The organism is Rhodoferax sp. (assembly GCF_034519335.1).
Classification (GTDB): Bacteria; Pseudomonadota; Gammaproteobacteria; order Burkholderiales; family Burkholderiaceae_C; genus Allorhodoferax.
This window is the reverse complement of the sequence record NZ_JAXHOL010000001.1, coordinates 197,120-222,124: the sequence shown is the minus strand read 5'-3', so window position 1 is coordinate 222,124 and position 25,005 is coordinate 197,120. Positions and strand designations below refer to the sequence as shown.

Here is a 25,005-nt window from a genome sequence, read left to right as displayed (position 1 = left end):
CACCGTGGCGGACGCGCCTACCCAGCGCTGCAACCCGGTGCTGGCGCTGTGCACCGCACTGGCACTGGCTGCCGCCTGGGCCCTGCCCTTTGTGCGGGTGGCGCCCAACCGCCTGCTGTCGGGCGAGCCCGTTTATCTGGCCGACGTACTGCAGAGCCCTAGAGCCTGGCTGGCCGTCGCGCTGATGGTGGTGGTGCTCTTCGCCACGCTGCAGGCCCAGCGCCGCACCGCACACGCACTGGTGCTAACGGCCATGGCAGCCGCGCTGGCCGGGCTGTGGCTACTGGCAGGCGCACACGCCCAGCTAGTGGCGCACACCGAATCGCCCTTGCACCGCACCGCACTCGGCGCCGGCTTCTGGACGCTGGCGAGCCTGGCTTGGCTGGCGGCACTGGATGCGGTGACACGGCTGCGATTAGGCGCCCTGGCACGCCTGGCCGTGCTCACGGCCACCGCCCTGCCCTTGCTGGCTGTACTGGCCACAACTGGAGTTGGGCAAGAGCTCTCCATCGCCAAAGAGTACGCCAACCACAGCGATGTGTTTGGCGCCGCCGTGCTGCGCCATCTGCAGATCGTGCTGCTGTCCACGGTGCCAGCCGTAGGTATTGGCGTGCCGCTGGCCTGGGCCATGGCGCGCACGCCATGGCTGCGCCAGGCGCTGTTTCCCGTGCTCAATGTGATCCAGACCATTCCCTCCATCGCCCTGTTTGGCCTGCTGATGGCGCCGCTGGCCTGGGCCGCTGCCAACGCGCCGCTGCTGGGGCAAATGGGCATCAGCGGCGTGGGCCTGGCGCCTGCGGTGCTGGCGCTGCTGCTGTATGCGCTGTTGCCCATCGTCCGCTCCACGTTGGCCGGGCTGGAGCAGGTGCCTGTTGCGGCCACTACCGCGGCGCGCGCCATGGGCATGGCGCCCTGGCAGGTGCTGTGGCAAGTGGAACTGCCGCTGGCGCTGCCCGTGTTGCTCATCGGCCTGCGCACGGCAGTGGTGCAGACCACGGGCTTGGCCGCAGTGACCGCGCTGGTGGGCGCGGGGGGCTTGGGGCAAATCATGTTTGACGGCCTGTTTAGCGCGGCCAATGAGCTGGTGATGCTGGGCGTGTTGCCGATTGTCTTGTTGGCCGTGCTAGCCGATGCCCTGTTCAAGGCGCTGACCGCGCTGCTGGAGGCCCCCGCCGCATGATCACGTTTGACCACACCAGCAAGTCCTACGGCGGCACACCCGCCCTCTCCGACCTGCAGCTCACCATTGCCCGTGGCGAGCTGCTGGTGCTCATCGGGCCCTCGGGCTCGGGCAAGTCCACCGCGCTCCAGATGGTCAACCGCATGGTGGACCATGACGGTGGCCGCATTCTGCTGGACGGGCAAGAGATCTACAGCTTCAACGTGCTGGACCTGCGCCGGCGCATGGGCTATGCCATCCAGTCGGTGGGCCTGTTCCCGCACTGGACGGTGGCGCGCAACATTGCCACCGTGCCGCAGCTGCTGGGCTGGAGCGCGGAGCGCATTGAGGCGCGCGTGACCGAGCTGCTGACCCTGTTTGCCATGGAGCCCGCGCAGTACCGCAACCGTTACCCGCACCAGCTGTCGGGCGGGCAGCAGCAGCGGGTGGGCGTGGCACGCGCACTGGCGGCCGACCCCGATGTGCTGCTAATGGACGAACCCTTTGGCGCATTGGACCCGGTGACGCGCGCGGCGCTGCAGCTGGAGCTCAAACGCGTGCACCAGGCGTCTGGCAAAACCATTGTGCTGGTCACGCACGACATCGACGAAGCCCTGCTGCTGGCCACGCGCATCGTGCTGCTGCGCCAGGGCCGCATCGAACAAGTAGGTACACCACTGGAGCTGCTGGCTACGCCGGTCAACGACTTTGTGGCGGACTTTGTGGGCCGCGCCGACCGCGGGCTCAAGCTGCTGTCGCTGCGGCCCATTGCGCCGCTGGTGCAGCCACTCACCGAGCCCACGCCCATGGCGCAGATTACCGACACCGCCACGGTGCGCGAGGCCCTGTCGCACATGGCAGCGCAGGCGGTGTCCACGCTGCGCGTGGTAGGTGCTGCCGGGCAGGTGCTGGGCCAGGTGCGCGCGGCCGATCTGCTGGAAGCGCAGCACCGTGGCTAACGCTGAGGTGAACACCTCACACCCGCCCCCCGCCTGGTGGGCCGACCGCTTGCTGTGGACCTTGGCGCTGCTACTGGCGCTGGCCTATGGCCTGCCGCACAGCCAGCCGCTGTTTGCCGCCCTCTTCCCCGCGCTGCCGCGTCCGGTCTACCTGCAGGAGCCGCTGGCCGGCTTGCTGTGGCAGCACCTGGGGCTGGTGCTACTGTCCAGCGCGGTGTCAGTGCTGCTGGGCACCACCGCTGGCCTGGCCGCCACGCGGCCCGCAGGTCGGGCCTTCCGCCCGCTGCTGGAAACCATCGCCGCCATGGGCCAGACCTTTCCGCCCGTGGCGGTGCTGGCCGTGGCGGTGCCCGTGGTGGGTTTTGGTGAACTGCCCGCGCTGCTGGCGCTGTCGCTGTTTGGCTTGCTGCCGGTGCTGCAAGCCACCCTGGCCGGGCTGGAGTCGGTGCCGCGGCCAGTGCAAGAGTCAGCCCGCGCCATGGGCCTCTCGCCCTGGCAGCAGCTGTGGCAAGTGCAGGTGCCACTGGCCCTGCCGTTGTGGCTGGCCGGCGTGCGCACTTCCGTCATCATCAATATCGGCACCGCGGCAATAGCCTCCACCGTGGGCGCCAAAACGCTGGGCTCGCCCATCATCGTGGGCCTCTCCGGCTTCAACACCGCCTACGTGCTGCAAGGCGCCGTGCTGGTGGGCCTGCTGGCCGTGGCGGCCGACATGGCGTTTGAGCGGTTGACGCGGCGCGTGCAGTGGCAAGGCTGAGGGCCCGCAAATCGCTATACATTCAATAGCTGCTCGCGCAATATCCACCGGGCCTGGATGCCATTTCGATGCCAAATCGTGCGTTCTGCAAGCCAACTTGACGGCAATCGCAGCCTGTTTGCGCCGGGTCAAGGCACCCTGGTCGCTGTCTGCCTACAGTGAGGTTTTCAGCCCCGGAGCACCGCATGAGCAGCTTTGACCACAGCACCCTGATCAAGAACATCAACGACAACCTGGGCCCCTTGCGCAAGGCGCAGCCCGACGCGCTGCAAGGCTTTGGGCAACTCGCCAAAGCAGCCATGGCCGAGGGCGCCGTGAGCGCCAAGCACAAGGAGCTGATGGCGCTGGCCATTGGTATCACCCAGCATTGCTCGGGGTGTATCGGCTTTCACATCAAGGCACTGCACAAGCTGGGCTGCACCCGCGCCGAGCTGGATGAAATGCTGGCCGTGTGTGTCTACATGGGCGGCGGCCCCGCCCTGATGTACGCCGCCGAGGCAGGTGCGGCCTGGGACAGCATGGCGCCTGCGCCCGTAGCGGCCTGAAGCAGTCAGCCCAGGCTAACCACCAAAAAAAACGCACCGGAGACGGTGCGCTTTTCATTGGCGGGTACCAGTTTTTAGGCGAAGCTGAACTGCCCCGGCGCGAGGATGGGGTCCACGCCCACCTTGATGGTGGACTTAGGCGCGAACTTGCCTTCCAGCAGCAGCTTGGACAGCGGGTTCTCAATGCGCTGCTGGATGGCGCGCTTCAAGGGCCGCGCACCAAACACCGGATCGAAACCCACCTTGGCCAGCTCGGCCACAGCGGCATCGCTCACTTGCAGCGTCAGGTCCATCTTGGCCAGGCGACCCATCAGGGTGGCGAGCTGGATCTTGGCAATCGACGCGATGTTGGCGGCGTCCAGCGAATGGAAGACCACGGTCTCGTCGATGCGGTTCAAAAATTCAGGGCGGAAGTGGTTCTTCAGCTCACCGGTCACGGCCTCTTTCACATCCTCGTAGTCCTGCCCCACCATGCTCTGGATGAGCTGGCTGCCGATGTTGCTGGTCATCACGATGACCGTGTTTTTGAAGTCCACGGTGCGGCCTTGGCCGTCCGTCAGGCGGCCGTCGTCCAGCACTTGCAGCAGCACGTTGAACACATCGGGGTGGGCTTTTTCCACCTCATCCAGCAACAGCACGCTGTAGGGCTTGCGGCGCACAGCTTCGGTCAGGTAGCCGCCCTCCTCGTACCCTACGTAGCCGGGTGGCGCGCCAATCAGGCGGGCCACGCTGTGCTTCTCCATGAATTCGCTCATGTCGATGCGCACCAGGTGCTCCTCGCTGTCGAACATGAAGCCGGCCAGCGCCTTGCACAGCTCGGTCTTGCCCACGCCCGTGGGGCCCAGGAACAGGAATGAGCCGGTGGGGCGGTTAGGGTCAGAGAGACCCGAGCGTGAACGGCGGATGGCGTTGGCAACAGCGGCAATGGCCTCGTCCTGCCCGACTACGCGGTCGTGCAGCTTGTCTTCCATTTGCAGCAGCTTGTCGCGTTCGCCCTGCAGCATCTTGCTGACCGGGATGCCGGTGGCACGGCTCACCACCTCAGCAATCTCATCAGCCCCCACTTGGGTGCGCAAGAGCTGGCGTGTAGCACCTTCGCCGCCTTTGGACTTGCCAGCCTCTTTTTCCTGCGCCTCTTTGAGCTGCTTTTCCAGCTCGGGCAGCTTGCCATATTGCAGCTCGGCCACCTTGGCCAGGTCGCCCTTGCGGGTCAGTCCCTCGATCTGGGTGCGTAGCTTGTCGATCTCTTCGCGCACCTGGGCGCTGCCCTGGGCCGTGGCTTTTTCTGCCTTCCAGATTTCATCCAGATCCGCAATTTCCTTTTGCAAGGACTGGATCTCTTCGTCAATCAGCTCCAGGCGTTTGAGCGAGGCTTCGTCTTTCTCGCGCTTCACGGCTTCGCGCTCGATCTGCAGCTGGATCAGGCGGCGATCGAGCTTGTCCATGACCTCGGGCTTGGAGTCCAGTTCGATCTTGATCTTGCTGGCGGCTTCGTCGATCAAGTCAATGGCCTTGTCGGGCAAAAATCGGTCGGTGATGTAGCGGTTGGACAGTTCGGCCGCGGCCACGATGGCCGGGTCGGTGATGTCCACACCGTGGTGGACCTCATAGCGCTCTTTCAGGCCGCGCAGGATGGCGATGGTGGCCTCCACGGTCGGCTCGCCCACCAGAATCTTCTGGAAGCGACGCTCCAGCGCGGCGTCTTTTTCGATGTACTTGCGGTATTCGTCCAGCGTGGTGGCGCCCACGCAGTGCAGCTCGCCGCGCGCCAGCGCGGGCTTGAGCATGTTGCCAGCGTCCATGGCGCCCTCGCCTTTGCCAGCACCCACCATGGTGTGCAGCTCGTCGATGAACACAATGGTCTGGCCTTCGTCCTTGGCCAGGTCTTTGAGCACATTCTTCAGGCGTTCTTCAAATTCGCCGCGGAACTTGGCACCGGCCAGCAGGGCCGCCATGTCCAGGCTCAGCACGCGCTTGCCCTTGAGGCTGTCGGGCACCTCGCCGGCCACGATGCGTTGGGCCAAGCCCTCCACAATCGCGGTTTTGCCGACACCGGGTTCGCCAATCAGCACGGGGTTATTTTTGGTACGGCGCTGCAGCACCTGGATAGCGCGGCGGATCTCGTCGTCGCGGCCAATCACCGGATCGAGCTTGCCCAAGCGGGCGCGCTCGGTGAGGTCGATGCAGTATTTTTTGAGCGACTCACGCTGCTCTTCGGCGTCGGCACTGTCCACGTTCTGGCCACCGCGCACGGCCTCAATGGCGGCCTCCAGGCTCTTGCGGGTCAGGCCGTTGGCGCGGGCCAGGTTGCCTGCGTCACCCTTGTGGTCGGCCAGCGCCAGCAAGAACAGCTCGCCCGCGATGAACTGGTCGCCACGCTTGATGGATTCCTTCTCGGCCGCTTGCAGCAGGCTCACCATGTCGCGGCCCACCGTCACCTGTTCGTGCCCCTGCACCTGGGGCAGGCGCTTGATGGCGGCCTCGGCGGAGGCCAGCAAACCGGCCACATTGACGCCAGCGCGGTTCATCAGCGCCTTGGGGCCATCGTCCACACGGATCATGGCCGCCAGCAAGTGCACGGGCTCGATGTATTGGTTGTCATTGCCCAAGGCCAGGCTCTGGGCTTCGCTCAGGGCTTCCTGGAATTTGGTAGTAAGTTTTTCGATTCGCATTGCTGCTCCCGCGACTGTGATTCAGATGCTCCCCAGCTTGGGGCCATGGTGCTCCATTTCAAGGCCAGTGCCCGGGCGCCAGCAGGCAATAGCCCGGAGTTTGACCCACATCAAACGCCGGGCTAATCCCCAACGCGCTCAGCCCAAGGTCCAGTCAAGCTGCACTTGGTCCGGCGTAGCCACATCAAAACGGCGCATGGTGAAGCTGGCGCGCAACTGCTGGCCCCCACCGGGCAGTGGCACCAATTCGCACTCCAGCCAACCGTCGCCATTCCAGGCCTGCGCCTCAATCTGCGCACTGCCGCCTGCCAGCGGCACGGTCTCTTGTGCCAGCACATCGCTGGCGGCCACGTTCGCAAAGCGCAGCGGCGCATGCAGCGGCGGCGTCACCAGTGCATAGGCCTTGACCGGGCTGTGGCTGAACGTAATGGTGGCGCTGGCTGCGCAGTGGTAGTCGCCCGACAGGAAGACCACATTGCTGATGCGCTGCGTAGCGATAAAGTCCAGCACACGCTGGCGGTCGCCTTCGGCAAACTGCCAGTTATCGGTCGACCGCGGCGAAGGCCGACCCAGCCCCTGCACCAACCCCGGTGCCAGCACCGCGCCGGTGGCAATGAACTTGGCATGGTGGCCGCGCGCCTGCTCCTGCAACAGCCAGGCCTCCAGCACCGGCCACTGGCCGGGTTCCAGCAAGCGGCGTTCGGTGCCCAACGCGCGGTTGCGGTGCACGCGGGTATTGAGCGAAAGAAATGCCGCTGCTTCGTGCGACACCGCTCCGTCGTGCCCCTGCGGCCCCAGCGGGGCCGGGCCATGGGCGCGTTGGAACGCGGCAAAGGCACTCAGGGCGTTGCGTGTGAGTACCGCGCGCGCAACGCTCAGGCGCTCTTCGTCACGGCTCCAGTTGTCGGCAATCTCGTGGTCGTCCATGGCCATGTAGAGCGGCAGGCTCCGCGCCAGTTGCCGGAAGCCCGGCGAGCCAAAGGCCTCACGGTAACGCGGCAGCAGTGACTCGATGGGTGAGGCGCTGGAGGCCAGGCCGGCGCGTGCATCGGCGTAGATCTGGTCGCCCAGCATCCACATCATTGACGCTGGCGCCTGCCGCTGGCGCACGGCCAATTGCTGCAAGGTGTGGTCACTGCGGGCTGCCTCCAGCTCGGTAATGCCGGGGTGGCGACAGGTGGCAGCGACAAAGCGCAGGCCGGCCTGCGGAGTGAGCAGTTGGCCCTGCAGGCGCAGCACGCAATCGCGCATCCAGCGCAGGCTGCGGCGCTGGCGTGAGAGTGTGCCGGGCTGCGCACGCAAAGCTATGGCACGCTCCTCGCGCACCAGGGCGGCCAAGGGGCGCAACAGGGCTACCGCGTCGGCCAGGGTCAGCGCCAATGGCAAGGGCTGTAGCGACCCATGGCCCACCGCATGGGGCACGGCAGTTGTGGTGGGGGCTAGCTCCCAACCTGCAGCCCCTTGGGCTTGGGCCAGGGTGTGTCGGTAGTCCGCATGCGCGGCCTCTGCCGAAAGTGGAACCGCGGGCACCGGGCTGCGCCCGGCGCTGTGGGCCACATCGTCTACCGTAACGGGTGCCCCCCACAGCGTGGGCCAATGCAGCGTCTGGGCCGTGGTATCGGTGGGTGCGTCGGCCGCAATGCGGTGCAGGCTCACCATGGCCACGGTGATGGCACCTTGCCATTCGGCAGGTACCCGCAGGTCTGCCACCGCATACACAATGCTCTGGTCTGGCGATGCATCCTGCGCCACTCCCACCAGTCCTTCGAGCGGGCTGCTGACAAGTGGCCAGGCTTGCACCGTACGCTGGCGCCCGACCGAGAGCAGCGTCATGGCTGCCACCGCAGTGTCGGCCTGGGAGTTGTCCACCTCCATCCACACGCGCAGCACCGTATCTGCCCCCTCGCGCCGCACCCAACCGCTCAGCGGGCCGGTGCGTGGCAGACGGGCACGCAGGCGGTTTTGCGTGGCGGGTTCGGGCAGGTCTGCGGCCTGGGCTTGATTGAAGAAGTCCACCACCTCTGCAAAGATGACCTCGGGCGCACGTTTGCCAATGGTGCAGTCGAAGTGGGCATGGTCCGGGGCGACCAAAAAGCGGTCGAGACCGGTGGCCAGCCGCTGGCCGCCAAAGGCGCGGCTGAACTGCCGCTGGGTTTCGTGCAGGGATTCCTTGTCGAACAAGACATTGTCCGCGCCATGCAGCAGCATGACGGGCATGCCCAGGTAGCGGCGCACGTTTTCGTCGGTCACATAGATGTTCTGGCCGTCGGCGTCCACCAGGTGTTCGTACTCCACGCACTTGGCGCCGTGCAAAAACACGCCCAGGTTGGTGCGGCCAAAGTAGAGGTCCAGCTTCTCGTGGGTGCCGGGGCGGCCGGACTGGCTTTCAATCAGCTGGTCGTGGCGGAACAGGCGGCTCAGGAAACCGGCCATGCGCTTGCAAGAGGTGCTGTCGGGTTGGTGCACACGCAGGTCGTGTTCGTGCGGGCAGCGCTCGGCCTCGTCGTAATGGAAGCTGGCAAACAGGCGGTCCATGAGTGCGTGCAGACCGTCCGCCTGGGCCGTACCCGCAGCAAAGTTCACGTACTCCAGACCCAGCGCATTGACCATGAGCGAGGCCACCTGCAAGCGCATCTGCGCGGTAACAGAACCAATCACATAGGGCTGGAACTGTGAGAACAGCACGGCAGCCACTTTGGGCTTGCCCGCCTCGTGCATCAGGTGCCCGCCCAGCAAGGCCATGGCGGTGGACGCCGAGCCCACGCAGTGGCTAAACACGCTGAGCTGGCCGGGCAGAAGCTCGGGCTCGCTGCGCTCGGCCTGCAATACGCTGAGTGCGTGGTTGACCGCAGCTGGCAGATCACAGGCCCCAATGTCGTCCATGCTGGAGAGCCGGGCAGAGGCACGCAAGAAGGGGCTGACACGGTATTCAAGCAGCCACACGTCCCAGCCTTGGGCGTAGAGCATGGCCGCCAATGCACGTTCGCCCAGCTCTTCGGCCACAAAAGGCAAGGTGTTCTGTGCAAAGCCGTTGAGCAGGATGATGGATTCGAAACGCCGCAAGCCCTGCGGGGTGACGCTGGATTCCACTCGCGGCTGCGCATAGCGCACCATGCCAATGCGGATGGTTTCGGTTTTGGGGTCGGACGCATCCTCCCCCGCGCGCAGCGGTACGGTCAAGCACACCGGCGCCTGCGGCAGCACACTGTGGCCGTCGGGCAGACGGATGGGCGGGTACTGGTCGGCGGTCAATTCAAAGTCGCCGTTGTCAGGGAGTGTGACCGGGTCCACGGCGGGCAGGTCGGCGCGGTAGTCAGGCAGCCGGAAGTCGAGCATGCGGCTGCTGACCACGTAGCGCAGGATCGTCAGCGGGTAGGTGATGAAGGCCGCCAGCGCGTTGACCGTGTCCGGGCCGGGTTTCATTTGCGGCGCAATACGGCGCACCATTTCAGGCACATCCATGGTCAGGCGGCCTGTGGCCAACACGCGTCCTCCCTTGGCCTGCATGAGTTGCACATCGAGTTGTGTGAGCTCGTCCCACACACTGCGGCGCTGCGGCGCAGGCCAACCGCCGTGTTGCCACTTGTTACGCCCCCAAGCCCAGAGTTCGCTCCAGCCCAAGGCGGGTTGTATCAACTTGCGACCTTGCAGGTACCAGCTGCGTTCGCCATCGCTGAGCGTGAGCCGGTAGTCAAAGGTGCGTGCGGCACTGGCGTGCCAGAGCAGCTTGAGGCCATCCCAGACCAGATCTTTCAGTTTCTGCTTCGGGGCGCCCGCCTCCTTGGGCCGCTTGCTGTCGGGGTACCAGCGGGTGATTCCGTAGGTCAAGCCCGCACGCAACGTGCGCGAGGCACGCGCAAACAAACCCTCGGGCGCCGCGCGGAACAGCTGCACCGTGCCGCCGGTGACATGCAGCACCGTGGACGGACCGTGTGCAGCGTCAATCACCAGCCGCGAGGCGGTGAGGCTGCGCGCCGTGGCACTCCCCGGCAGTGCCTGCAGGGTGTGGCTGGGGTCTTGCCACAAGCGGGTCCAGTCGGCAACGTCCATCTCCAGAAACAAGGCTGCCGCGGGTGGGGTGGTGCCCGTGGGCCACCAGGATGGCAGCACGGCCTCTGGCTCAGGCTGCAAGGGACCGCGCAAGACCTCGGCCAGCACCGCGCCGTGGGGAGCATCGGGCTCAGCCTTCACGGTGGGGGCGATGGGCGGGTGTGGGGGCAAGGCGCGTGCTTGCGGTGCCCGGGCCGGTTCGTCTTGCAGCAGCAAGCGACAGGCACGCTCTGCCAGCGCGGTGATGGTCAGCAAGGGGTTCACCCCCAGCGAGGTGGGGATGACGGAGCCGTCCACCACGACCAAACCGGTGTGTACGCTGCCATCGGGAAGGAAGACTTGGCCCTGGTGGTTGACTACGCCGTGCGCGGGCGAGGCGGCCATGCGGCATCCCCCCAGCGGGTGCACAGTGATCCAGCTGGGTTCGGCCTTGGGGCCACTGAGCACGCTGGCAATTTTGTCGGGCAACACCCCGCTGGCGGGGTTGGGCAAGAACTCGGCCCCCCCCCCCTCGACACTGGCCGCCCGGCTGCGGTGCAGGCCCGGGGCCGGGTCTTGCGCCCCCTGCTCCCAAGACCAGGCAATGCGCAACTGCGGCTTGGCCAACTGGGCCTGACCGGCCGAGCTGTCGTGCCCCATACCCAGCATGACCAGGCTGCGTGCCGTGCGCACCGGGTCTGCAACCAGGGGGTCGCGCCGGCCAGATTGGCGCACACCGAATCGCGCCAACTGGGGCAACACACCCAGGGTGGCCAAGGCCTCGCCCACGATAGGCGCGAGCATGCCCGGAATGCCGCCGTCTTCAGTGACGGTGCTCTGGGTGTGGTCTTGTGTGTCGTGAAAGCGGATCACGGAACTGATCGTGGGCCCGACCTTGGCATCCGCCGCACGCACCGCGCCACTGCCCTCGCCCACGGCGTTGGCCTTGTCGTCCATGTCGTAGGCAGCGCTGAGGTCATCGCCGTTGGCAGAAATGCCTTTGCCCAACCAGCTGTGGGCCACGGGCAGCCCGTGCGCACGGGAGCGCAGCAGGATTTCGCTGGAGCCAAAGGTTCCGGCACTGAGCACGACGCGGCCGGTACGCAGCACAAACTCGTACGCCCGGTTCAGGGGGCCTTCAGGCGCATCGAAAGACTGTTCCCAGGTGCCGCGTTCGGTGGTGCGCACGCAGTGCACCTCCCAATCCCGCCCGGGGTGGGCCACATCTGGGCGGTGTTGCACATGCAACACGCTGACGCCGGTGAACATGCGTGCGCCGGCTTGTGCAGCGCGCGGCAGGTAGGTCTTGTCCAGGCTGAGCTTGGCGTTGTGGTTGCAACCCGAGCAACAGTCACCGCAGCCCACGCACGCATCGCGCGGCCCCAGGCTTAGCGGGGCACCAGCACGAAATTCAATGGCCAAGGGCACGTCTTCGGTGCTGACCTTGAGGCGCGCACTGCCAAACCGTTCTGCTGCAGCCTGCCCGATGTCTTGCATCCGCTGGTACTTGGCCGTGTGCTGGGGCACGCAAGCGGGCGACGCGCGCTGCATCTGGGGCGACTGCACCTCCAGCACCTGTGCAGCGCGCGCGTAATCGGCATCCAGTGAGGCATCGCGCAGCGGTTCGGGCCAGGCGTCTTGCTGAAACACCCGCACATCCGGGCGCAGCGCCACAGCGGCATTGATCAGACTGCCGCCACCCAGGCCGTTGCCGACAAGGGCCGTGGCACGCGTCCCCACCCGAAAGTCAAACAGTGCATCCTCGTAGCCGACAGCCGAAGGGCCCTGCGCGCGCTCGGCATTGCCGCCCACCTCGGCGCGCACAAAGCCGCCGAACTGGCCAAAGTCGGTAGGAAACTCGCCGGCCACATACTCCGAGCCGCGCTCCAGCACGGCGACGCTATGGCCATGTTCGGCAAAACGCAAAGCGGCGACAGAGCCGCCGTAACCCGACCCGACGACCAGAACCTCAGGCGCATAGCCTTCTTCCCGGATACCGGTGATCAGTTGCTCCACACCGTGTGACAGCCAGTGCATAGCGCAATCCTCTCTGAATTAAAAAATCCGACTCATCGCAAAAAAGGCAGCTGGGTTGCACACCACTGCTCGAACTCGGGCACGGGCATGGGACGCGCGGCGTACCAGCCCTGCGCATAGTCGCAACCAATGGCGCACAACAAGCGCCCACTCTTCGGCGTCCTCCGCCCCTTCCGCCACCACGCTGAGGCCCAACCGGTGTCCCATGGCGATGGTGGACTCCAGCAGAGCCGCGCCATCGCTGCCGGGGCGAACGTTTCGCACGAATGCACGGTCGATTTTGAGTTCGGCCACTGGCATTTTTTGCAGATAGGCCAACGAGGAATACCCGGTACCAAAGTCGTCAATCGACAGGCTGAAGCCACTGGCCCGCAGGGCGTTCATTACCTCCAGCGCCGAGGCCGGATCGCGCATGGCACCGCTCTCGGTAATTTCAAACCGGATGTCAGCCGGGTCCACCCCGACCTCCTGGGCCAGTTTGGCAGTGCGGGCGGCAAACCCTGCCTCCCCCAAATCGAAGGTGGACAAATTGACCGAAATTTGGAGTGGCTGCCCTTGAGCACGGTAGCTGGCAGCCAGCCGCATGGACTGCTCCAGCACCCAGCGGGTAATGAGTGTGATGCGGCCCGTTTTTTCAGCAAAGGGAACAAATTCTCCCGGTGGAATCATGCCGCGCCGCGGATGTTCCCAACGCACCAGGGCCTCGGCACTGCCGACCGTGCCATCGCTCAAGCGCACTTTGGGTTGCAAGTACAGCCGCAGCTCGCCGTGCTCTACCGCGCGCTTGAGTTCAGACAACAGATCCAAGTCGGCCCGCTGGCTGGTTTCCATTTCTGCTTGGTATTGCAGCCAATTGCGATGCTGGCTGCGGCCTGCATCGAGCGCGATTTCGGCATTGCGCAGGAGCTGCTCCATGGTTGTCTTCTGTTCGGGAGGCAAGGCGACGCCAACCGACAGCGCAATGTCGACGGCCTGCCCCTCGACTTCCGCAGAAACACTGAACGCGCGCTCGAGAGACTCACGCACGAATGCCAATGGGTAGTCACTGGGAAACACCAGGCAGAACTGGTCTGCATGCATGCGTCCCACATGGGCGGTTGCCATGGGTCGGCAGACGGCTTGCAGCCTGCGTCCGGTTTCCACCAATATTTGGTCGCCCAGTGAGGGCCCCAGGGTTTCGTTGATCGCATGGAACCTCTCCACATTGAGCATCAGGACAATGGGCACACTGCCGCCGTCAATCCGCTGCTGGCCATACTGGCGTGCGCCTTCACGGTTGAGCAACCCGGTCAGGGCATCAAAGCGGGCCATGCGGGCGGTTTCTCGCTGCAGGCGCAGGGTGCGGTCGGCAATGCCATAACAAAAGGCCACGGGCAGCAGCAGGGTGCGCACAAAATCAAACGGGGAGCCAAGCGCCAGCTCAGAGGGCATGGGCTCGCGCAGTACCACGCTGTAGAGCAAAAAGCCCAACCAATAAGCGGCAATGGGGGTCATGCCCAGCAGCAAGATGCCGCAGCCCCTTTCACCGGCACGCCAGCCGCGCCAGTTGCCGGTGAGGAGGGCCAAGAAGTGCAGCGGCACCACGCCATAGATCAGCACATTGGCGATAGCCGGCAAGAAATAGTGCAGCGGAATCAGCAGCACAAACATGACCGCAACACCGTATGCCACATGGGCGGCCACAGGACTATGCTGGTTAAAGCGGCCAAAGCGCACGCTGAGCAAAACCGAGAGCACGCCTACCAGGTAATTGAAAATCCACGCGTTCAGCCAGAGCGGCGAACTTACGTCCAACACATAAGGAAGCCCGCTTTTGGTGAAGATGGTGAGCGACTGCAATGTGGCATACAAGGCGTAAATGCCGTAGTTCCATTCGCGCAATGCCACCCCAAAGAACAGCGCCACCAGCGCAGTGGTGAGCAGGAAAATGGCACCGCTGTGGTTAAGTAAATCTACGGCCTGTTCTTCACGCAGGCTGGTGTCCGCCTGCACCGACTCCACGACCAGTTCGTGCGCCAAGCCCGGGTAGGCCAATACGCCGTGAGGCGGGGCAAACTGGGCGTACAGCGGAAACGGCGCTTGGGCATCGGGTGTGAAGATGGCACGCAGCCCGGTGATCAATGCACCACTGCTTTGGCCCAGGCGCAACGCTTGGCCCAGCGGTTTGCCCGTGGCATCAAACAACCGAATGTCCACGCGCTGTACATTGAGATCGGCAAACGAAAGCCACTGCCCAGCCTCCAGTGACTGCCCCGCTGGCAACGCCGGAATACGAATCCAGCACGGCTGGTCATCAGCACCCACAGGTACTTTGCCTTCGGGGGCGGCGGTCCAGCCTGTAGAGGATGCCTGGGTGAGTTGGGACAGGGGCAAGGCGTCACAGCGGTAATCCACTGCCAGCGGTGCTGCCTTGACCGCCATGGACCACAGCGCCATTGCGAGCAACAGAAAGACACGCAGCGCCGTGTGCACCAGATTCATGACCACCCTTGTAGAGAAGTTGGCTTGCCAAAACCTGCGGGCAACGCCCCCCGTTTGGCGTGTTGGGGCCGATTGTAGGTGCCGGGGCCCGAAAAAAGTCAGGCGTTACGGGCCTCTATGCCCCATCGGGCCAAGGCCTCGTCATCACTCACACGGGCGTCCACCCAGTGTGCACCGTCGGGTGTTTGCTCCTTCTTCCAGAACGGGGCCTGCGTCTTGAGGTAGTCCATCAGGAACTCGCAGGCCTGGAAGCTCTGGCCACGGTGCGCCGAGGTCACCGCCACCAGTACCACCCCGTCGGTAGGCAGCAGCACACCAACCCGGTGAACCACGCGGGCGCCCAGAATGTCAAAGCGCACAAACGCAGCGTCCACCATGGCCTCGATGGACTTCTCGGTCATGCCGGGGTAGTGCTCCAGCTCCAGCGTCTGCACCGAACCTGCAGCACCGGGTGCATTGCGGTCGCGCACCGTACCCACAAAGGTGCAGACGGCACCCACCCGCGGATCGCCCGCTTGCAGAGCAGCAATTTCCTGCGCCACGTCGAAGGGCTGCGGCTGGATGCGGACACGGGGGGTGCTGGATTCGTCAAAAGGCATGGATGGATTGTGGCACCGTGCTAGCATGTGGCCCATGTTCGCATTCACCGCACTCCTTGCCACGGCCACTCTGGCCCTGGTCGGCGCGCGTGTGGTGGCCGCGAGCAAATCCAAAAAACCCAAGCTCATTTGACCGGAGCTGCGGTTCCGTCCTCAGATGAGCGATGGAACTGCGAACAACACCCCTCCCCCGTTTACGCAACCCGCCGCGCAGCTGACGATGGTTCTTTCCATCGGTCATGTTTCTGCAAAGGATGTTCGCGTGCACGCTACTGCTTCCCCTGCCCCTTACAGGTTCTCCGGCCTCTGGATTCCATTGGTCACGCCCTTTCACAATAACGCCGTGGACCACTCGGCCCTGCGCCAACTGGTGCAACTCCTGGAGCCCCAGGGCATTGCGGGCATCGTGGTCTGTGGCTCCACGGGCGAGGCCGCCGCGCTGGGTGCCGAGGAGCAGCTGGCCGTTTTGGATACAGTGGCCCAGACGGCGCCGGGCCTGGCACGGGTGATGGGCCTGTCGGGCTACCACCTGCCCGACACGCTGGACTGGGTGCGCACCCTGGGCAGCCGCAGCCTGGCAGGGCTACTGGTACCGGCGCCCCACTACATCCGCCCGTCGCAGGCCGGGCTGCTGCAGTGGTTCACTGCCATTGCCGATGCCAGCGCGCAGCCGGTGTTGGTCTACGACATTCCCGCACGTACCGGCGTGACCCTGAGCCTGGCCACACTGCGCACCCTGGCACAACACCCCAACATCGTGGGCATCAAGGACTGCGGCGGCGATATGGCCAAGACCCAGGCGCTGATTGCCGATGGGCAGTTGCAGGTGCTGGCAGGGGACGATGCCAACATCTTCACCACCCTGGCGTTGGGCGGTACTGGCGCGATTGCCGCCAGTGGCCATGTGCACACCGCGCGCCTGGTGGCGCTGATGCAGCACGTGCTGCGTGGAGAACTGGTGGCCGCGCAGACGCTGTGGCGGCCGCTGCAACCCTTGATCGAAGCGCTGTTTGCAGAGCCCAACCCGGCGCCGGTGAAGGCACTGTTGGCGCAGCAAGGCCTGATGCAGGCAGACCTGCGTGCACCAATGACGGCCGCCTCCCGGGCGCTCACCGAGCGGCTGGTGGCCCTCAGCACCGCGCTGGAGGTTAGCCCCCGGTAACCGGCGGGAAAAACGCCACTTCGCAGCCGGACGTGAGCGGCGCGGACTCGGGGCTCATCACCTGGTCCAGCGCCATGCGCACCGCGCGACCGGGGGCCAAAGCTTCGGCGCCAGCACCACCGCGCGCCACCAGCTCGGCACGCAATGCGGCCAGGGTAGTGGCTGCGGTGTCCAGCTGCTCCGTGCCGGTGCCCATGGCCTCGCGCACGGAAGCAAAGTAACGCAAGGTGACGTTCATGCCAGCAACTCGCTGAACGGGATGTAGCGCACGGTGGCGCCGTAGTGAATGGGCTCACCCGGCGGCGTGTCGATCAGACCATCGCCCCACACCGCAGACGTCAGCACCCCGGAGCTCTGGTTGGTAAATAGCTCCAGGCCGCCCTGCTCATTGCGGCGCACACGCAGGAATTCACGGCGTTTTTCGGCTCTGGGCCAATCAAAATCTGCGCGGGCAGCTATGCTTTTCATAGCGACATCCTGCACACCCTGCAAGCGCAGCAAGAAGGGCCGCACCAGCAACACAAAGGTCACGAAGCTGGACACCGGGTTGCCGGGCAGGCCTATGAAATGCGCAGCGCCGATACGGCCGTGCGCAAACGGCTTGCCGGGCTTGATGGCGATTTGCCACAGGTCCAGCTGGCCCAGGGACTGCACGGCGGGCTTGATGTGGTCTTCTTCGCCCACCGATACGCCACCGCTGGTCAGCACCAGATCATGGCTGGCCGCAGACTGCTGCAGTGCCTGCACCGTGGGATCCAACCGGTCGGGCACGATGCCCAAGTCCGTCACCTCGCAGCCCAGGCGGCGCAGCATGGCGCTGAGGAAAAAGCGGTTGGAGTTGTAAATGGCACCGGGCGGCATCTGCTCGGGCGGCACGGTGCCGGGCAGCACCAGCTCGTCCCCCGTGGAGAACAGCGCCACCCGCGGCTTGCGCACCACCTGCAGCTGGGCCATGCCCACGCTAGCGGCCAGACCCAAGGCGGCGGGCCCCAGGCGGGTGCCAGCGGCCAGCACCACATCGCCACGGGCTACGTCTTCACCCGAGCGGCGGATGTTCTGGCCCGGCAGCGGGGTGCTGTGGATCTGGACGTGAGGGGCTGCTGCGTCAGCGGCCTCCACCATCACGCACTCCTCCTGCATCACCACCGCGTCAGCCCCCGGAGGTACCGGTGCGCCAGTGAAGATGCGGGCCACCGTACCGGGCTGCAAAGGCATCCCCACGCTGCCGGCCGCAATGCGCTGGGACACCGGCAAGGCGCCCTGCGCGGCCAGCACGTCGTCGACGCGCACCGCATAGCCGTCCATGGCGCTGTTGTCACACGGCGGTACCTGCAGACCCGAGACGATGGCCTGCGCCAGCACGCGGCCATCGGCATCACCGGTGGCCAGGGCTTCGGTCTGGGTAAGGGGCGCTACGCTGGCCAGCAGCTGGGCCAGCGCATCGTCCAGGGGCATCAGGGGTTTGCGGGGGGCGGTGGACATGCGGTGATTTGCTATGCTTTATATAGCTGCTCGCGCAAATTCCATGCGGGCCAAGCAGCTATTTCTCTCTTATTTGGCTCAGTAGCCGCACTCGGCAGCCACCAGCGCCTTGATGGCGTCCACGTCAGCATCCATCACTTTGACGCGCTTGGGCAGAGCCTCAATGCCTTCGAACTTGGCGGGCCGCTCAGGCTCGCGGCCCAGGGCTTCGACGATGGTGCCCGCAAACTTGATAGGCAGCGCGGTTTCCAGCACCACCATGGGCACGCCCTCCGTGCGCTGCTCCAGCGCCACCTTAAGGCCGTCGGCCGTGTGGGTGTCGATCACCATGCCGTGCTGCTCAAAGGTCTCGCGGATGGTGCGCAGGCGATCGGCGTGCACGCTCTTGCCGCTGACAAAACCGTAACGGCTGGCCGCTTGGGCAAACGCAGGGTCGGCGCTCAGGTCAAACTGGCCGGTTTTGGACAGGCCTTCGCCGAACAACGCCTTGACACGCGCACCATCGCGGCCCAGCAGGTCGAACACAAAGCGCTCGAAGTTGCTGGCCTTGGAAATGTCCATGGATGGGCTGGAGGTCTCGTGCGTATCGGCGGTGCCGCGCACGCGGTAGACGCCGGTGCGGAAGAACTCGTCGAGCACATCGTTCTCGTTGGTGGCGACCACCAGCTTGGCAATCGGCAGACCCATCTGGCGCGCCACATGGCCCGCGCAGACATTGCCGAAGTTGCCCGAGGGCACAGCGAAGCTGACCTTCTGCGTATTCGTCTCTGTGGCCTGGATATAGCCAGCAAAGTAGTACACCACCTGGGCCAGCAGACGGGCCCAGTTGATGGAGTTGACGGTACCGATCTTGTACTTGCGCTTGAACGCCAGGTCGTTGGACACGGCCTTGACGATGTCCTGGCAATCGTCGAACACGCCGTTGATGGCGATGTTGTGGATGTTGGCGTCTTGCAGGCTGAACATCTGCGCCTGCTGGAAGGGACTCATGCGGCCGTGCGGGCTGGTCATGAAGACGCGCACGCCCTTTTTGCCGCGCATGGCGTATTCAGCCGCGCTGCCGGTGTCGCCGCTGGTGGCGCCCAGGATGTTGAGTTCTTCCCCACGGCGGCCCAGCTCGTATTCGAACAGGTTGCCCAGCAGCTGCATGGCCATGTCCTTGAAAGCCAACGTGGGGCCGTTGGACAAGGCTTCGATCCACACGCCGTCTTCCAGGTGGCGCAGCGGCACGATCTCGCCGGTGCCAAAGACTTCGGCGGTGTAGGTCTTGGCGCACAGGGCGCGCAGGTCGTCGGCAGGAATGTCATCCACGTACAGCGACAGGATTTCAAACGCCAGCTCGGCATAGCCTTGCTCATGGTAGACCTTGCGCCAGCGCGTGAGCGTGGCGTCGTCCACTTGCGGGTAGGCCACCGGCAGGTACAGGCCGCCGTCCGGCGCCAGGCCTTCGAGCAGGATTTCGCAAAAGCGTTTGCGGTCAGGGTTGCCGCGGGTAGAGAGGTAATGCATCAGTTCAGCTCCTCTTTGCGGATGCGGGTAATCGGCGCCAGCACGGTGGGCAGGCCCTGCATGTGGGCGATGGCTGCGTTCATCTTGGCTTCGGCGCAGTCGTGCGTGAGGATGATGACGTCGGTTTGGGTGCCGGCCTCGCCGCTGATCTCGTCGGCTTCACGCTGCAGCACCGCGTCGATGCTGATGCCGGCTTCGGCCAGGATGCCGGTGACCTTGGCCAGCACGCCAGCCTCGTCGGCCACGCGCAGGCGCAGGTAGTAGCTGGTCACCACCTCCCCCATGGACAGGATGGGTGTGTTGCTCATGGCACCGGGCTGGAAGGCCAGGTGCGGCACACGCTGCGCCGCATCGGCGGTGTGCAGGCGGGTGATATCCACCAGGTCAGCAATCACTGCGCTGCCGGTGGGCTCGGAGCCCGCGCCCTTGCCGTAGTACAGCGTGGTGCCCACGGCGTCGCCATTGACCACTACAGCGTTCATGGCGCCTTCCACATTGGCAATCAGGCGTTTGGCCGGAATCAGCGTGGGGTGCACGCGCAGCTCAATACCATTGGCCATGCGCTTGGTGATGCCCAGCAGTTTGATGCGGTAGCCCAGTTGCTCGGCGTATTTGATGTCGGCCGAGCCCAGCTGGGTGATGCCTTCCACATAGGCCTTGTCGAACTGCACGGGAATGCCGAAGGCAATAGCGCTCATTAGTGTGAGCTTGTGCGCGGCGTCCACGCCTTCGATGTCGAAGGTGGGGTCGGCTTCGGCGTAGCCCAGGCGTTGCGCTTCTTTGAGCACCACATCAAAGTCCAGACCCTTGTCGCGCATCTCGGACAGGATGAAGTTGGTCGTGCCATTGATGATGCCGGCGATCCACTGCACGCGGTTGGCGGTCAGGCCTTCGCGCAGCGCCTTGATGATGGGAATGCCACCGGCCACGGCGGCCTCGAACGCCACCATCACCCCCTTGGCAGACGCGGCAGCAAAAATCTCGGTACCGTGCACGGCCAAGAGCGCCTTGTTGGCGGTAACCACGTGTTTGCCGGCAGCAATGGCTTCGAGCACCAATTCCTTGGCCAGCGTGTAGCCACCAATCAGCTCGACCACGATGTCAATGTCGGGGTTGCGGATGATCTCGCGTGCATCGGCCACCACGCGGGCCTTGTCGCCCACGATTTGTTGGGCCAGCGCGGTGTTGCGGCGCGACACCATGGTCACTTCGATGCCGCGGCCAGCGCGGCCCTTGATCTCTTCCTGGTTGCGCTGCAGGACATTGAACACACCGCTGCCCACGGTGCCCAGGCCCATGATGCCTACTTGTATCGGTTTCATATATTTTTCAGGTAAAAAGGCTTCTGGCCCTCGCAAATACTGCGCGAACCGCTATCAAAATCAGAGTGAGTCAGCTGCCGTTGCGGGCACGGTACTGCTCCAGAAACTTGGCTATGCGACCGATGGCTTCGCGCAGATCGTCTTCGTGCGGCAAAAACACAATGCGGAAATGGTCAGGTTGCTGCCAGTTGAACCCCGTGCCCTGCACCAGCATCACGCGGGTCTCGCGCAGCAGCTCCAGGAAAAACTGCCGGTCGTCCGTGATGGGGTACACCTTGGGATCCAGCTTGGGGAACATGTAGAGCGCAGCCTGGGGCTTCACGCAGCTCACACCGGGAATGGCGGTGATCAGCTCGTAGGCCAGATCGCGCTGGCGACGCAGGCGCCCGCCTTCGCAGACCAAGTCATTGATGCTCTGGTAGCCGCCCAAGGCGGTCTGGATCGCCCACTGGCCAGGCACGTTGGAACACAGCTTCATGTTCGAGAGCATGTTCAGGCCCTCGATGTAGTCGGTCGCCGCCTTTTTGGGGCCGGACACCACCATCCAACCCGCACGGTAGCCGCAAGAACGGTAGCTCTTGGAGAGGGAGTTGAAGGTCAACGTCAGCACGTCGGTGGACAGACTGGCCAGCGCCGTGTGCTTAATGCCGTCATACAGCACCTTGTCGTACACCTCGTCAGCCAGGATCACCAGGCCGTGCTCACGCGCGATGCCAATGATGCCCTTGAGCAGCTCGTCCGAATACAGCACGCCCGTGGGGTTGTTGGGGTTAATGACCACGATGCCCTTGGTGCGCGGCGTGATCTTGGCGCGGATGTCGTCCAGGTTGGGCATCCAACCATTGGCTTCGTCACACAGGTAGTGCACCGGTGTGCCGCCCGACAGACTGGTCGCGGCGGTCCACAGCGGGTAATCGGGCATGGGCAGCAGCAATTCGTCGCCGTTATCCAGCAGCGCGTTGGTCGCCATGGTGATGAGCTCGCTGGCACCGTTGCCCAGGTAGATGTCATCCAGCGTGACGCCGGCAATGCCCTGCTTCTGGGTCTCGTGCATCACCGCCTTGCGCGCAGCGAAGATGCCTTTGCTGTCCGAGTAGCCCGCCGAGTTGGGCAGGTTGCGGATCATGTCCTGCTGAATTTCTTCGGGCGCATCGAAACCAAATACCGCCAAGTTGCCCAGATTGAGCTTGATGATCTTTTGGCCTTCGTCCTCCATCTGACGCGCCGCGTCCATGATGGGACCGCGGATGTCGTAGAGCACATTGGCCAGCTTGGCAGATTTCTGAATGGTTTTCAAAGTCCCTCCGGGAGGTGTCAGCACAGGGTGAAACCTATAATTTGACCACAGAACGACAGGGCAACGCCCGCGTCAACACGGCGGCATGCGCCCCCTACCCCCTAACCCGCTCCTCGACCATGAAATTCATCCCCGATGCCACCCAAGGCCCCTCGATTACCGGCTACGGACCCGGCTGGGTGGCAGTGAATGGCGAGCAGCACCACACCAGCATCCTGGTCAGCAGCCAGGGCCTGTGCCGCCCCTGGGGCAGCCCCAGTTTTGCCGAGCTGCAGGGCATACACTTTGACGAATTGGCGGCCCTGGAGCCCGAGCTGGTGCTGTTTGGCAGCGGCGAGCGCATCCAGTTCCCGCCACCCCAGTGGCTAACAGCCCTGTACGGCCGGCGCATTGGCGTGGAAACCATGGACACCCAGGCCGCCTGCCGCACCTACAACTTCCTGGCCGGCGAGGGCCGCAAGGTTGTGGCCGCGCTCTTGGTCTAGGGAATCCACTAGCAATTGGTGGCGGGGCGGTAGCCATTTCAGAGTAAAATCGCGGGTTGCGGTCTGGGGCGACAAATTGCTGTCACGTTTGGCGCTCCGCACTACGACTGACACATCAAGCACGCGAGACTGAAATACCCTATGGCGATCGTTGTCAACAAACCCCTGCCCGAATTTGAAGCCAACGCCACCGGCGGCATCAAGGTCACCAACACCACCCATGTCGGAAAAACCATGGTGCTGTACTTCTACCCCAAGGACAACACCCCCGGCTGCACCACCGAAGCCATGCAATTCCGCGACAAGTACAAAGACTTCGTCAAGGCTGGTGCCGAAGTATTTGGTGTGTCCCGCGACAACATGAAGTCGCACGACGAGTTCAAGGCCAAGCTGGAATTGCCGTTTGAGTTGATTGCCGACACCGAAGAAAAAATGTGCCACATGTTCGGTGTGGTCAAAAACAAGATCATGTACGGCAAGAAGGTCAAAGGCATCGAACGCAGCACCTTCCTGGTGGGTGCCGACGGCATGCTGAAAGAAGAGTGGCGTGGCCTGAAGGTTCCCGGCCACGTAGACGACGTGCTCAAGGCTGTCAAAGCACTCAAAAAAGCTGGCTGACCGTTCACTGTTGTTTTGGTGCACAACCAAAACAAGACGGCCATGGTGCTCATGCATAATGGTTTCATGCCGTTGAACGTCGCAACCGCGCTCTCACAAAAAGCCGCCTTGGCTCAAGGCGGCTTTTTCGTTTTTCCGGCATCTGTTTCTTACTTTTCATCCTCTGCGAGCCCACTCCATGCCATTGCCCACTGCCCCGTCCAAGCGCGCCGATCGCCTGACCGCTAAAGACTTTGACGCACCCGCACGAGCCTCCCAGCGCCCCCAGCGCAAAACCCCGCAGACCGAAACGCAGGCCCCCGCTGCCCCAGTTGCACGCAGCAAATCGGGGCCTTCGGAAGCCAGCAAGAAACCACAAACAGCGGCATTGACACACAGTCCCGTTACAGCACCGGCAAGCACCCCGGTGCTGGACGCGCCGCGCACTCAGGCGGCAGTGTCCCCCGTACGCCGCGCCAAGAAGACTGCAGGCACAGGCCCGACCAAGCTGTTTGTGCTCGACACCAATGTGTTGATGCATGACCCGATGTGCCTGTTCCGCTTCGAGGAACATGACATCTACCTCCCCATGATCGTGCTGGAAGAACTGGATGGCCACAAAAAGGGCATGACCGAAGTGGCCCGCAACGCCCGCCAGACCAGCCGCACCCTGGATGCACTGGCAGGCACGCCCGGCGCCGACATCACAGCCGGCTTCCAGCTCGACAGCACGGGCCACAAGGATGCGCGCGGCAAGCTGATGTTCCAGACCCAGCCGCTGAACTACACCCTGCCGACCAGCCTGCCCCAGGGCAAGGCGGACAACCAGATCCTCGGCGTGGTGGAGGCATTGCGCCAGCACTACGCACCGCGCGAGGTGGTGCTGGTGTCCAAGGACATCAATATGCGCGTGAAGGCGCGCGCACTGGGCCTGGCCACTGACGACTACCAAAACGACAAGACCCTGGAAGACGGCGACCTGCTGTACTCCGGTGCGCTCGCCCTGCCCTCCGATTTCTGGGCGACCCACGGTCAGGGCGTGGAAAGCTGGCAGCAAGGCCCGCACACCTTCTACAAGGTGGACGGACCTGTCGTGCCCAGCATGCTGATCAACCAGTTTGTTTACTTCGAGTCGCCCGGCGAGCCCAGCCTCTACGCCCGTGTGACCGAGATCCGCGGCACCACGGCAGTGCTCAAGACACTCAAAGACTTCAACCACCTCAAGAACGCAGTCTGGGGTATTACCACGCGCAACCGAGAGCAGAACTTCGCCATGAACCTGCTCACAGACCCGGAAGTCGACTTCGTCACCCTCACCGGCACAGCCGGCACCGGCAAGACGCTGATGGCCCTGGCCGCCGGCCTGACCCAGGTGCTGGACGATCGTCGCTACACCGAAATCATCGTGACCCGCGCCACCGTGAGCGTGGGCGAAGACATCGGCTTCCTGCCCGGCACCGAGGAGGAAAAGATGGGCCCCTGGATGGGCGCGCTGGACGACAACCTGGAAGTGCTGGGCAAGACCGACACCAGCGCCGGCGAATGGGGCCGTGCGGCCACCAACGAGTTGATCCGCAGCCGCGTGAAGATCAAGAGCATGAACTTCATGCGCGGGCGTACCTTCCTGAACAAGTACGTGATCATCGACGAGGCACAAAACCTGACGCCCAAGCAGATGAAAACCCTGATCACACGTGCTGGCCCTGGCACCAAGATCATCTGCATGGGCAACCTGGCGCAGATTGACACGCCCTACCTCACCGAAGGCTCGTCGGGCCTGACCTTTGCGGTGGACAAGTTCAAGGGCTGGCCGCACGGTGGTCACATCACGCTGGCGCGTGGCGAGCGCTCGCGCTTGGCTGACTTTGCGAGTGAAGTGCTCTGACAGTCCCGGTTGAGTCGCTATTGATTCC

At 64.3% G+C, this 25,005-nt stretch carries 17 protein-coding genes; 8 read left to right on the top strand and 9 right to left on the bottom strand.

Going from position 1 to position 25,005, the window contains the following annotated elements:
- Nucleotides 1-4 precede the first annotated feature (4 nt).
- The 4 genes from U5O12_RS01095 to U5O12_RS01080 all read left to right on the top strand — a co-directional run bounded on the left by U5O12_RS01095 (nt 5) and on the right by U5O12_RS01080 (nt 3,420).
- A complete protein-coding gene (locus U5O12_RS01095; protein WP_322576852.1) occupies nt 5-1,180 on the top strand; it encodes an ABC transporter permease in 1,176 nt (391 codons plus the stop codon).
- Nucleotides 1,177-2,118: an ABC transporter ATP-binding protein gene (locus U5O12_RS01090; RefSeq protein WP_322576851.1), complete on the top strand. Its 942-nt coding sequence runs from the start codon at nt 1,177-1,179 to the stop codon at nt 2,116-2,118. The genes U5O12_RS01095 and U5O12_RS01090 overlap by 4 nt, the downstream gene beginning before the upstream one ends.
- A gap of 7 nt (nt 2,119-2,125) precedes the next feature.
- Nucleotides 2,126-2,875, top strand: a complete 750-nt coding sequence (locus U5O12_RS01085) for an ABC transporter permease (RefSeq protein WP_322576850.1) — start codon at nt 2,126-2,128, stop codon at nt 2,873-2,875.
- A gap of 185 nt (nt 2,876-3,060) precedes the next feature.
- On the top strand, nt 3,061-3,420 hold the full coding sequence (locus U5O12_RS01080; RefSeq protein WP_322576849.1) for a carboxymuconolactone decarboxylase family protein: 360 nt from the start codon (nt 3,061-3,063) through the stop codon (nt 3,418-3,420).
- A 74-nt stretch (nt 3,421-3,494) separates the two neighbouring features.
- Here the strand turns inward: U5O12_RS01080 and clpB are convergent, their stop codons facing one another.
- From clpB to U5O12_RS01060, 4 genes are all read right to left on the bottom strand, one after another.
- Entirely contained in the window at nt 3,495-6,092 is a 2,598-nt protein-coding gene (gene clpB, locus U5O12_RS01075; RefSeq protein ID WP_322576848.1) for an ATP-dependent chaperone ClpB, read from the bottom strand.
- Nucleotides 6,093-6,230: 138 nt separating this feature from the next.
- Entirely contained in the window at nt 6,231-12,158 is a 5,928-nt protein-coding gene (locus U5O12_RS01070; protein WP_322576847.1) for an alkaline phosphatase D family protein, read from the bottom strand.
- A gap of 18 nt (nt 12,159-12,176) precedes the next feature.
- Nucleotides 12,177-14,639, bottom strand: coding sequence for a putative bifunctional diguanylate cyclase/phosphodiesterase (locus tag U5O12_RS01065; RefSeq protein ID WP_322576846.1), 2,463 nt, complete (start codon nt 14,637-14,639; stop codon nt 12,177-12,179).
- A gap of 98 nt (nt 14,640-14,737) precedes the next feature.
- Entirely contained in the window at nt 14,738-15,238 is a 501-nt protein-coding gene (locus U5O12_RS01060; RefSeq protein ID WP_322576845.1) for a molybdenum cofactor biosynthesis protein MoaE, read from the bottom strand.
- 220 nt (nt 15,239-15,458) lie between these two features.
- Here U5O12_RS01060 and dapA point away from each other — a divergent pair, with 220 nt between their 5' ends.
- Entirely contained in the window at nt 15,459-16,400 is a 942-nt protein-coding gene (dapA, locus tag U5O12_RS01055; protein WP_322576844.1) for a 4-hydroxy-tetrahydrodipicolinate synthase, read from the top strand.
- Here the strand turns inward: dapA and moaD are convergent.
- The 5 genes from moaD to U5O12_RS01030 all read right to left on the bottom strand — a co-directional run bounded on the left by moaD (nt 16,387) and on the right by U5O12_RS01030 (nt 22,010).
- Nucleotides 16,387-16,638 carry a molybdopterin converting factor subunit 1 gene (moaD, locus tag U5O12_RS01050; protein WP_322576843.1) on the bottom strand — a complete coding sequence of 84 codons (252 nt, stop codon included), beginning with the start codon at nt 16,636-16,638 and terminating at the stop codon, nt 16,387-16,389. The genes dapA and moaD overlap by 14 nt on opposite strands.
- Nucleotides 16,635-17,882 carry a gephyrin-like molybdotransferase Glp gene (gene glp, locus U5O12_RS01045; protein WP_322576842.1) on the bottom strand — a complete coding sequence of 416 codons (1,248 nt, stop codon included), beginning with the start codon at nt 17,880-17,882 and terminating at the stop codon, nt 16,635-16,637. Before glp ends, moaD begins: the two co-directional genes overlap by 4 nt.
- 78 nt (nt 17,883-17,960) lie before the next feature.
- On the bottom strand, nt 17,961-19,391 hold the full coding sequence (gene thrC / locus U5O12_RS01040) for a threonine synthase (RefSeq protein WP_322576841.1): 1,431 nt from the start codon (nt 19,389-19,391) through the stop codon (nt 17,961-17,963).
- On the bottom strand, nt 19,391-20,713 hold the full coding sequence (locus tag U5O12_RS01035) for a homoserine dehydrogenase (RefSeq protein WP_322576840.1): 1,323 nt from the start codon (nt 20,711-20,713) through the stop codon (nt 19,391-19,393). Before U5O12_RS01035 ends, thrC begins: the two co-directional genes overlap by 1 nt.
- Nucleotides 20,714-20,783: 70 nt before the next feature.
- Complete coding sequence (locus U5O12_RS01030) at nt 20,784-22,010, bottom strand: pyridoxal phosphate-dependent aminotransferase (RefSeq protein ID WP_322576839.1); 1,227 nt, start codon at nt 22,008-22,010, stop codon at nt 20,784-20,786.
- A 119-nt stretch (nt 22,011-22,129) separates the two neighbouring features.
- On the opposite strand from U5O12_RS01030, the gene U5O12_RS01025 reads away from it, so the two are divergent.
- The 3 genes from U5O12_RS01025 (at nt 22,130) to U5O12_RS01015 (ending at nt 24,977) form a co-directional block, all read left to right on the top strand.
- Nucleotides 22,130-22,495, top strand: a complete 366-nt coding sequence (locus U5O12_RS01025; protein WP_322576838.1) for an Mth938-like domain-containing protein — start codon at nt 22,130-22,132, stop codon at nt 22,493-22,495.
- Between the two features lie 141 nt (nt 22,496-22,636).
- On the top strand, nt 22,637-23,113 hold the full coding sequence (locus U5O12_RS01020; protein ID WP_322576837.1) for a peroxiredoxin: 477 nt from the start codon (nt 22,637-22,639) through the stop codon (nt 23,111-23,113).
- 178 nt (nt 23,114-23,291) lie between these two features.
- On the top strand, nt 23,292-24,977 hold the full coding sequence (locus tag U5O12_RS01015; RefSeq protein ID WP_322576836.1) for a PhoH family protein: 1,686 nt from the start codon (nt 23,292-23,294) through the stop codon (nt 24,975-24,977).
- The last annotated feature ends 28 nt before the right edge of the window (nt 24,978-25,005 follow it).

Excerpts from the sequence above, each read along its gene's own strand:
- U5O12_RS01090 (WP_322576851.1), top strand. The coding sequence starts at position 1,177 with ATGATCACGTTTGACCACACCAGCAAGTCCTACGGCGGCACACCCGCC.
- U5O12_RS01080 (WP_322576849.1), top strand. The coding sequence starts at position 3,061 with ATGAGCAGCTTTGACCACAGCACCCTGATCAAGAACATCAACGACAAC.
- clpB (WP_322576848.1), bottom strand. The coding sequence starts at position 6,092 with ATGCGAATCGAAAAACTTACTACCAAATTCCAGGAAGCCCTGAGCGAA.
- U5O12_RS01070 (WP_322576847.1), bottom strand. The coding sequence starts at position 12,158 with ATGCACTGGCTGTCACACGGTGTGGAGCAACTGATCACCGGTATCCGG.
- U5O12_RS01065 (WP_322576846.1), bottom strand. The coding sequence starts at position 14,639 with ATGAATCTGGTGCACACGGCGCTGCGTGTCTTTCTGTTGCTCGCAATG.
- U5O12_RS01060 (WP_322576845.1), bottom strand. The coding sequence starts at position 15,238 with ATGCCTTTTGACGAATCCAGCACCCCCCGTGTCCGCATCCAGCCGCAG.
- dapA (WP_322576844.1), top strand. The coding sequence starts at position 15,459 with ATGGTTCTTTCCATCGGTCATGTTTCTGCAAAGGATGTTCGCGTGCAC.
- moaD (WP_322576843.1), bottom strand. The coding sequence starts at position 16,638 with ATGAACGTCACCTTGCGTTACTTTGCTTCCGTGCGCGAGGCCATGGGC.
- glp (WP_322576842.1), bottom strand. The coding sequence starts at position 17,882 with ATGTCCACCGCCCCCCGCAAACCCCTGATGCCCCTGGACGATGCGCTG.
- thrC (WP_322576841.1), bottom strand. The coding sequence starts at position 19,391 with ATGCATTACCTCTCTACCCGCGGCAACCCTGACCGCAAACGCTTTTGC.
- U5O12_RS01035 (WP_322576840.1), bottom strand. The coding sequence starts at position 20,713 with ATGAAACCGATACAAGTAGGCATCATGGGCCTGGGCACCGTGGGCAGC.
- U5O12_RS01025 (WP_322576838.1), top strand. The coding sequence starts at position 22,130 with ATGAAATTCATCCCCGATGCCACCCAAGGCCCCTCGATTACCGGCTAC.
- U5O12_RS01020 (WP_322576837.1), top strand. The coding sequence starts at position 22,637 with ATGGCGATCGTTGTCAACAAACCCCTGCCCGAATTTGAAGCCAACGCC.
- U5O12_RS01015 (WP_322576836.1), top strand. The coding sequence starts at position 23,292 with ATGCCATTGCCCACTGCCCCGTCCAAGCGCGCCGATCGCCTGACCGCT.